The organism is Isoptericola sp. NPDC060257, assembly GCF_042726645.1.
Taxonomy (GTDB): Bacteria; Actinomycetota; Actinomycetes; order Actinomycetales; family Cellulomonadaceae; genus Isoptericola; species Isoptericola nanjingensis.
This window is the reverse complement of sequence record NZ_JBHXAW010000254.1, coordinates 1-6,470: the sequence shown is the minus strand read 5'-3', so window position 1 is coordinate 6,470 and position 6,470 is coordinate 1. Positions and strand designations below refer to the sequence as shown.

Sequence of the window (6,470 nt, the reverse complement as noted above, 5' to 3'; positions counted from 1 at the left end):
CGCTCGACCGCCTCCACCGCACTGCCCGCCGTCTCCACGTCGTCGCCCGCGACGGCGTCGTGCGCCTCCTGGGCCGCGACGCGCAGCTGCTCGGCGTTGCCCAGGCGCCCGACGAGGGCCGTGAGCTCGGCGTCCTCCCCCGACTGCGGGTCCACGCGCTCCACCTCGGCCAGGCCGAGCCGCAGGAGCTCCGCCTCCCGGGCGCGCTCGGCGGCCCGCGCGGTGAGGTCGTCGATCTCCGCCTGCAGCCCGGCACGCTCGGACCACGCCGCCCGGTAGGTGTCGAGGTCGTCCTGGTGGTCGGGTCCCGCGAAGGAGTCCAGCGCCTCGCGCTGCTTGGCCGCCGTGCGCAGGCGCAGCTGGTCGGCCTGACCGTGCACGGTCACGAGCTCGTCCGCGATCTCCGCGAGCACCGCCTGCGGCACGCCGCGCCCGCCCAGGTGGGCGCGGGAGCGGCCGGCCGCCGCGACGGTGCGGAGCACCACGACGGTCCCGTCGTCGTCGACCTCGCCACCCGCTTCGTCGACCCGAGCGGCGACGCCCGGGTGCGCGGCGACGCGGAGCCGACCCTCGACGACGGCGCCGTCCGCGCCGGGTCGGACCGCGGCGGGGTCGGCCTTGCCGCCCATGAGCAGGCCCAGCCCGGTGAGCACCATCGTCTTTCCCGCGCCCGTCTCGCCCGTGATGACGGTCAGCCCGTCGGCCAGGGGCACCCGGGCGGCGCGGATCACGCCCAGGTTCTCGATCGCGATCTCCTCGAGCACCTCACGCCTCCTTGTCGTGCTCGTCGAGCTTCTCGTCGTCGCCCGGCCCGGGCGCCGGCGCCCGATGGTCCGGACGCTGGGCCGCCAGCTCGCGCCAGCCGACGACCGGCAACGAGAACTTGGACACCAGCCGGTCGGTGAAGGGCGCGGGCGAGAGCCGTGCGAACCGCAGCGGCAGCGCGCCCCGCCGCACCTCCACGAACGACCCGACCGGCAGGTCGATGCGCCGCCGGCCGTCGCAGGTCAGCACCGCCGGGACCGGGCTGCGCTCGAGCACCTTGACCGTGTACGTGGACCGGGGGCCGATCACCAGGGGGCGCGCGAACAGGGCGTGCGCCGACAGGGGCACCAGCAGCACCCCGTCCACCTCGGGCCACATCACCGGCCCGCCCGCGGAGAACGCGTGCGCCGTCGACCCGGTCGCCGTGGACATCACCACGCCGTCGCAGCCGAACGACGAGAGCGGGCGACCGTCGACGGCGATGCCGACCTCGACCATGCGCTCGCGCCGCGCCTTCTCCACGGTCGCCTCGTTGAGGGCCCACCCCGTCCGGGGGGTCTCCTCCCCCGGCAGGTGCACGGCGACGTCGACGACGGCGCGCTCCTCGACCTCGTAGTCGCGGGCGGCCAGCCGCCGCACGGCGTGCCGCAGGTCGTCGCGCTCGCTCTCGGCGAGGAAGCCGACGTGCCCCAGGTTGACCCCCAGGAGAGGGACCCCGGTGCCGTGCGTCAGCTCAGCAGCCCGCAGGATCGTGCCGTCGCCGCCCAGGACCATGACGGCCTCGGAGTCGGTGACGCCCTCGCGGACGCGCGCCGCGGCCATGTGGTCGCCGAACGACTCGGCGAGGTCGTCGTCGTGCAGGGCCACCTCGAAGCCCGCCTCGGTGAGCTCGCGCACGGCCTCGGAGAGCGCCGCCACGGCCTCCGGGCGGCCCCCGTGGGTGACGATCAGGACTCGGCGGCTCACTGTGCTCCTCCGACAGGCGGGACAGGCAGGACGGGCGGGACGGACGGCGGCGTGCCGGGGTCGCCGGGCCGCCAGGCGACGGCGGCCGCCACGGCCTCGTCGGCCGGCTCGGCGGCGGACGACGACGACCCGCCGTCGGGCCGGAACCAGCAGAAGTACTCGCGGTTGCCGCTGGGCCCCGGCAGCGGGCTCGGCACCACCGCGCGCGCCCGCAGGCCGTGCCCGGCCGCGGCCCGCAGGACGGCGAGCACGGCCTCGGCGTGCAGGGCCGGGTCGCGGACGACGCCGCCGCTGCCGAGCCGCTCCCGCCCGACCTCGAACTGCGGCTTCACCAGCAGCAGGGCGTGGCCTTCCGGGGAGAGCGCCGCGGCGAGCGGCCCCAGCACGAGCGTGAGGGAGATGAAGGACAGGTCCCCCACCACGACGTCGGGGGCGCGCTCCAGGTCGGCCGGCGTGAGGTCGCGCAGGTTGAACCCCTCGACGACCGTGACCCGCGGGTCGGTCCGCAGCGCCGGCACGAGCTGGTCGTGCCCGACGTCGAGGGCCACCACGTGCCGCGCGCCCCGGCGCAGCAGGACGTCCGTGAAGCCGCCGGTCGAGGCGCCGACGTCGAGGCACCACCCGTCGTCGACCGCCCGCAGCAGCTCCTGGCCGGCAGGGTCGGCGGCGAGCGCGTCCAGCGCGCCGGCCAGCTTGCCCCCGGCGCGCGACGCGTACCCCGGGTCCTCGGGATCCGCGTGCACCGCGACGGGCGCGCCGTCGGGCACCGGCGTGGAGGGCTTCGTGACCACGCGACCGTCGAGCCGCACGCGTCCCGCGTCGATCAGCTCCACCGCCTGGCGCCTCGAGCGGGCCAGGCCGCGGCGGACGAGCTCCGCGTCCATCCGCGCGTCCGTGCGTGCCACCGCCGTCAACGCCGTGGCCCCGCGTCCGGGCCCTCGTCCTGCACCCCGTCCGGCCCGGTGCCCGGCGCGCCGTCGAGGCGCGCGCGCAGCACGTCGTGCACCGCGGTGAAGCGCTCCACGTGCTCGGCGAGGGGGAGGTCGTCCAGGCCCTCGAGCTCGTCGGCGCCGGACACCGGGCCGGTCCCGGGGCCGCCAGGAGGCCGAGGGGTCGGCCGGGCCACGGCAGGGGCATCGGCAGCGGGGTCGTCCGCCGACGCCCCGGGCGTCGACTGATCCTGCGTCATGGTCCCTCCCTACCGCTCGCGGTCTCTTCGCCAGCACCTTGACGGGTGCGCGCGGACCGCCGGTCCGAGGGGCGGCTGGTCGCGCAGGTGTGCCGCCGTCCGAGGTCCGGGTCCACGCTACCTGCTGGCGCGGACGTCCCGTGCACGACGCACAGCCCACGACCAGGTCCGTGGCCGGCGCCCGAGCCGTCGGCCGTCGTCGCGTCCGTCCGGCGGGAGCGCGTCACCCCGCGCCCGCTCGTCACGCCTCGGTCAGGCGTGCAGCTCGGGGACGGTCGACGCCGACGCCGGGGCGTCCCGGTCCGCGGCGTCCCAGGCAGCCGCGCAGGCCGCGCGGACGACGTCGATCCCGTGGGGCCCCTCTCGATCGAGCTCCAGCGCTCCGTCCACGACCCGCGCCGCGCGGCCCTCGCACGTCCACCAGCCCTCGGCGGTCCGCTCCGGGACGGGGTGCGGCTCGAGCAGGGCACGGAGGTCGGCGCCGACGAAGTCCGGGCGCAGGCCGGGCTCGGCCAGCACGGCGTCGCGTGCCGTGGACACTCCCGTGAGCACGTGCAGGCCGGGGTAGCCGCCGGCGCGCGCGCCGGCGAGGTCGGTGTCGAGGCGGTCGCCGATCACCAGCGGCCGCTCTGCGCCCGCCCGGTCGACCGCCAGGCGGTACATCGTGGGCGACGGCTTGCCCGCGCTGTCCGGCTCGACACCTGTCGCGGCCACGACCGCGCCGACGAGCGCGCCGTTGCCGGGAGCGAAGCCGCGCGCCGTCGGGAGCGACAGGTCGAGGTTGCTCGCCACGTGCCAGGCTCCGGCGGCCACGGCGTAGGCCGCCTCGGCCAGGTCGCTCCAGGCCAGGCCCGCCGCGTAGCCCTGGGCCACCGCGTCGGGGGCGTCGTCCGCGGAGTCGACGACCGTCAGCCCCACGGCGGCGACCGCCGTCCTCAGACCCGCCCCGCCGACGACGAGGACCCGAGCGCCCGGCTCCAGCCGCGTGCGCAGCAGCGCCGCGCACGCCTGGGCCGCCGTCATGACCTCGTCCGCGCCCGTCGGGATGTCCAGGCCCGTGAGCTGGCCGGCCACCTCCTCCGGCTCGCGCGACGCGTTGTTCGTCACGAAGACCAGCCGGAGCCCCGCGGTCCGTGCCGCCGTCAGGCTGTCCGCGGCGTGCGGGATGGGCAGGTGGCCCTTGTACGCGACGCCGTCGAGGTCGACCAGCGCCAGGTCGTGCGCCGACGCGAGCGGGACGGTGCTGCCCGACAGGGTCGCCGTCATGCCTGGCTCGCGTCCGGGGCGCCGGCCTCCGTGTCCGACTCGGCCCCCGCCGCCGGCTCCGTCCGAGCGGCCTCCGGCTCGTCGGCGTCAGCTTCGGGCTCGGCGGCATCGCCTTCGGGCTCGGCGGAGCTGCCGGCCCCGTCGGAGTCGGCGCGCTCCTCGGCGTCGTCCGCGTCCCCGCTCGGCGCGGGCGGACCGGCGAGGTCGTCGTCGTCCGAGTCGTCCTCCGTGTCGAGGTCCTCGTCCACGGCGTCCTCGTCGTACGTGTCGTAGACGACGACGTCCTCCGACTCCTGCGGCAGGCCGGACGCCCGCTCGAGCTCGGCCGGATCGACCCCTGCGAGGATCCGTGCCGCCTCGTCCTCACGGCCCGCCGCCTCCAGGGCGGCCGCCCGTGCCTGCAGCACCCGGAGGCCCAGGTCTCCCCGCCGCTCGGCGGCGGGGATCCGGTCGAGCACAGCGAGCGCGGCGTCGTGCTCCCCGAGGTCGCTCCGTGCTCCGCTCGCGACGATGGCGAGCTCGGTGCGCCCCTCGGCGTCGAGCGTCCGCGCCTCCTCGCTCGCGGCGAGAGCCAGGGCGCGCTCCGGCCGCCCGAGGCCGCGCTCCGCGTCCGCCATCAACGGCAGGTGCTCGGAGGAGCCGTTGAGGCGTCGCACCGTGCGCAGCTCGCGCAGCGCCTCCGCGAACCGCCCGGTGCGGTACGCCGCGATCCCCGCGGCTTCCCGGACCACGTCCACCCGGCCTCCGCGACGCACCGCCGCCTGGGCGTGCTCGTAGGCACGCTCCGGGTCGACGTCGAGGAGCCGCCCCGCCATCACGAGGTGCAGGCCGATGCGCTCGGCGTTCTCCTTCGTCAGGCCGCGCAGGCGCCCCCGGACGTCGCGGCTGAGCTGACCCATCGACGCATCCTCGGCGATCTCGGGCTCGACGACGCGCGGGCGTCGCTCGGCACCGGCCGCCGGGCGGGCGGTTCGTCCGCCGCCTGCGCGGCCCTGCCCCTCTCCGCCGCGCGGTCCGGTCGTCGGACCGCGAGAGCCGGCACCGTGGGACCCGGCACCACGGGAGCCCGGCCGCGGACCACCGCTCCTGCCGTCGCGCTGCGCCGGACGGTCGCTCCCGTAGCCGCGATCACCCCGGCCGTCCGAGCGTCCCCGATCCCCCGCGTACCCGCGACGGTCACCCGACCCCGCCCGGTCGTCCCGGCCGCGGTCCCGGGACGACGGACCCCGGTCGCCGCGGTCGTCGCTGCGGCCTCGCGCATCGTGCTGCCCGGCCCGTCGGGAGAAGTCGCGCCGATCGCGACCGTCGTCCTGGCTCGGACGGCGCTCCACACCGCGGCGGGCGCCGCCGCGCTCGTCCCGACGGTCGTACCCGTCACGAGACTGCTCGCGACCGCGCGAGGGCCGCTCCTCCCGGCGGTCGCGGGACGTGGGGCCGCGACGGTCCCCTGAGTCACGGGACGAACGCTCTGTACGGCGGTCGTCGCCGTACGCGCGCCCGCCGCCCTCGGGCCGCCGTCCGGAACGCTCCCGGTCGCCTCGCTCGCGGTCGGCGGGACGACCGCGACGCTCCGCCGCACGGTCGTCCGGGCGACCCCTGCCGGCGTAGCCGCCTCGGCCGTCCCGCGCCGCGTCGCCTCGCGCCGGACGTCCCTCGCCCTGCCGGCGCTGCGTGCCCTCGCGCTGCGGACGCTCACCGCGTCCGCCCGAGGAGGCCTGCGAGCCTCGGTTCCCGTTCCGCGAACTCCCGCGCGCGCCCCCTTCACGGGACGACGATGCACGACCCCCCGCACCGCCCTTGCTCTCGTCCCGCGGTGAATCGTTCACGGTCTTCCTTTCCGACGCCGACACGACCGGTATTCTCCCACGCCACACCCTCGGAAGAGTGGTCGCGAAGCCTCCTCCGGATGTGATGGCAGGCACGGGGTCGAGCCCTCACGATCCATGCCACCACGAGCCCTGCGCCCGTGCCAGACGCACGTGGTCCGCGGCAGCGCCGGCCATGTGCTGCGCATGACGGGCTGCGCGGAAGTCGGGCGCGTCGAAGCCCGAGCGGCCCCTGAGCGAAGCCGTCCGATCACGACGTGCTCGCAGAGCAGCGGACCCTGTGGTCGTCCCCGCACCACGCGTGCGCGCACACGTCACAGGGCACGACGCGCACCCGGCGCACCCGGCGCAGCTCACCGCACCCGGGTATGCGAAAGGCCCACCCCGGGGTGGGGTGGGCCTTTCGTGAATGGGTGTCCGGCGGCGTCCTACTCTCCCACCCCCTCGCGAGGGCAGTA

Annotated in this window: 6 protein-coding genes; all 6 read right to left on the bottom strand. The window is 77.2% G+C overall.

Annotation, left to right across the window (positions count from 1 at the left end; all coding sequences use genetic code 11):
- A partial coding sequence (locus ACFWEK_RS17235) for an AAA family ATPase (protein ID WP_430554826.1) occupies positions 1–764 on the bottom strand: 764 nt, incomplete at its 3' end.
- 1 nt (position 765) lies between these two features.
- Positions 766–1,731: an NAD kinase gene (locus ACFWEK_RS17230; RefSeq protein ID WP_430546335.1), complete on the bottom strand. Its 966-nt coding sequence runs from the start codon at positions 1,729–1,731 to the stop codon at positions 766–768.
- Positions 1,728–2,615, bottom strand: coding sequence for a TlyA family RNA methyltransferase (locus tag ACFWEK_RS17225; RefSeq protein ID WP_430554825.1), 888 nt, complete (start codon positions 2,613–2,615; stop codon positions 1,728–1,730). Before ACFWEK_RS17225 ends, ACFWEK_RS17230 begins: the two co-directional genes overlap by 4 nt.
- Positions 2,616–2,641: 26 nt before the next feature.
- Complete coding sequence (locus ACFWEK_RS17220; RefSeq protein WP_430554824.1) at positions 2,642–2,920, bottom strand: hypothetical protein; 279 nt, start codon at positions 2,918–2,920, stop codon at positions 2,642–2,644.
- 252 nt (positions 2,921–3,172) lie between these two features.
- Positions 3,173–4,186 carry an HAD-IIA family hydrolase gene (locus ACFWEK_RS17215; RefSeq protein ID WP_430546338.1) on the bottom strand — a complete coding sequence of 338 codons (1,014 nt, stop codon included), beginning with the start codon at positions 4,184–4,186 and terminating at the stop codon, positions 3,173–3,175.
- Positions 4,183–5,085: a hypothetical protein gene (locus ACFWEK_RS17210; RefSeq protein ID WP_430554823.1), complete on the bottom strand. Its 903-nt coding sequence runs from the start codon at positions 5,083–5,085 to the stop codon at positions 4,183–4,185. Before ACFWEK_RS17210 ends, ACFWEK_RS17215 begins: the two co-directional genes overlap by 4 nt.
- Between the last annotated feature and the right edge of the window lie 1,385 nt (positions 5,086–6,470).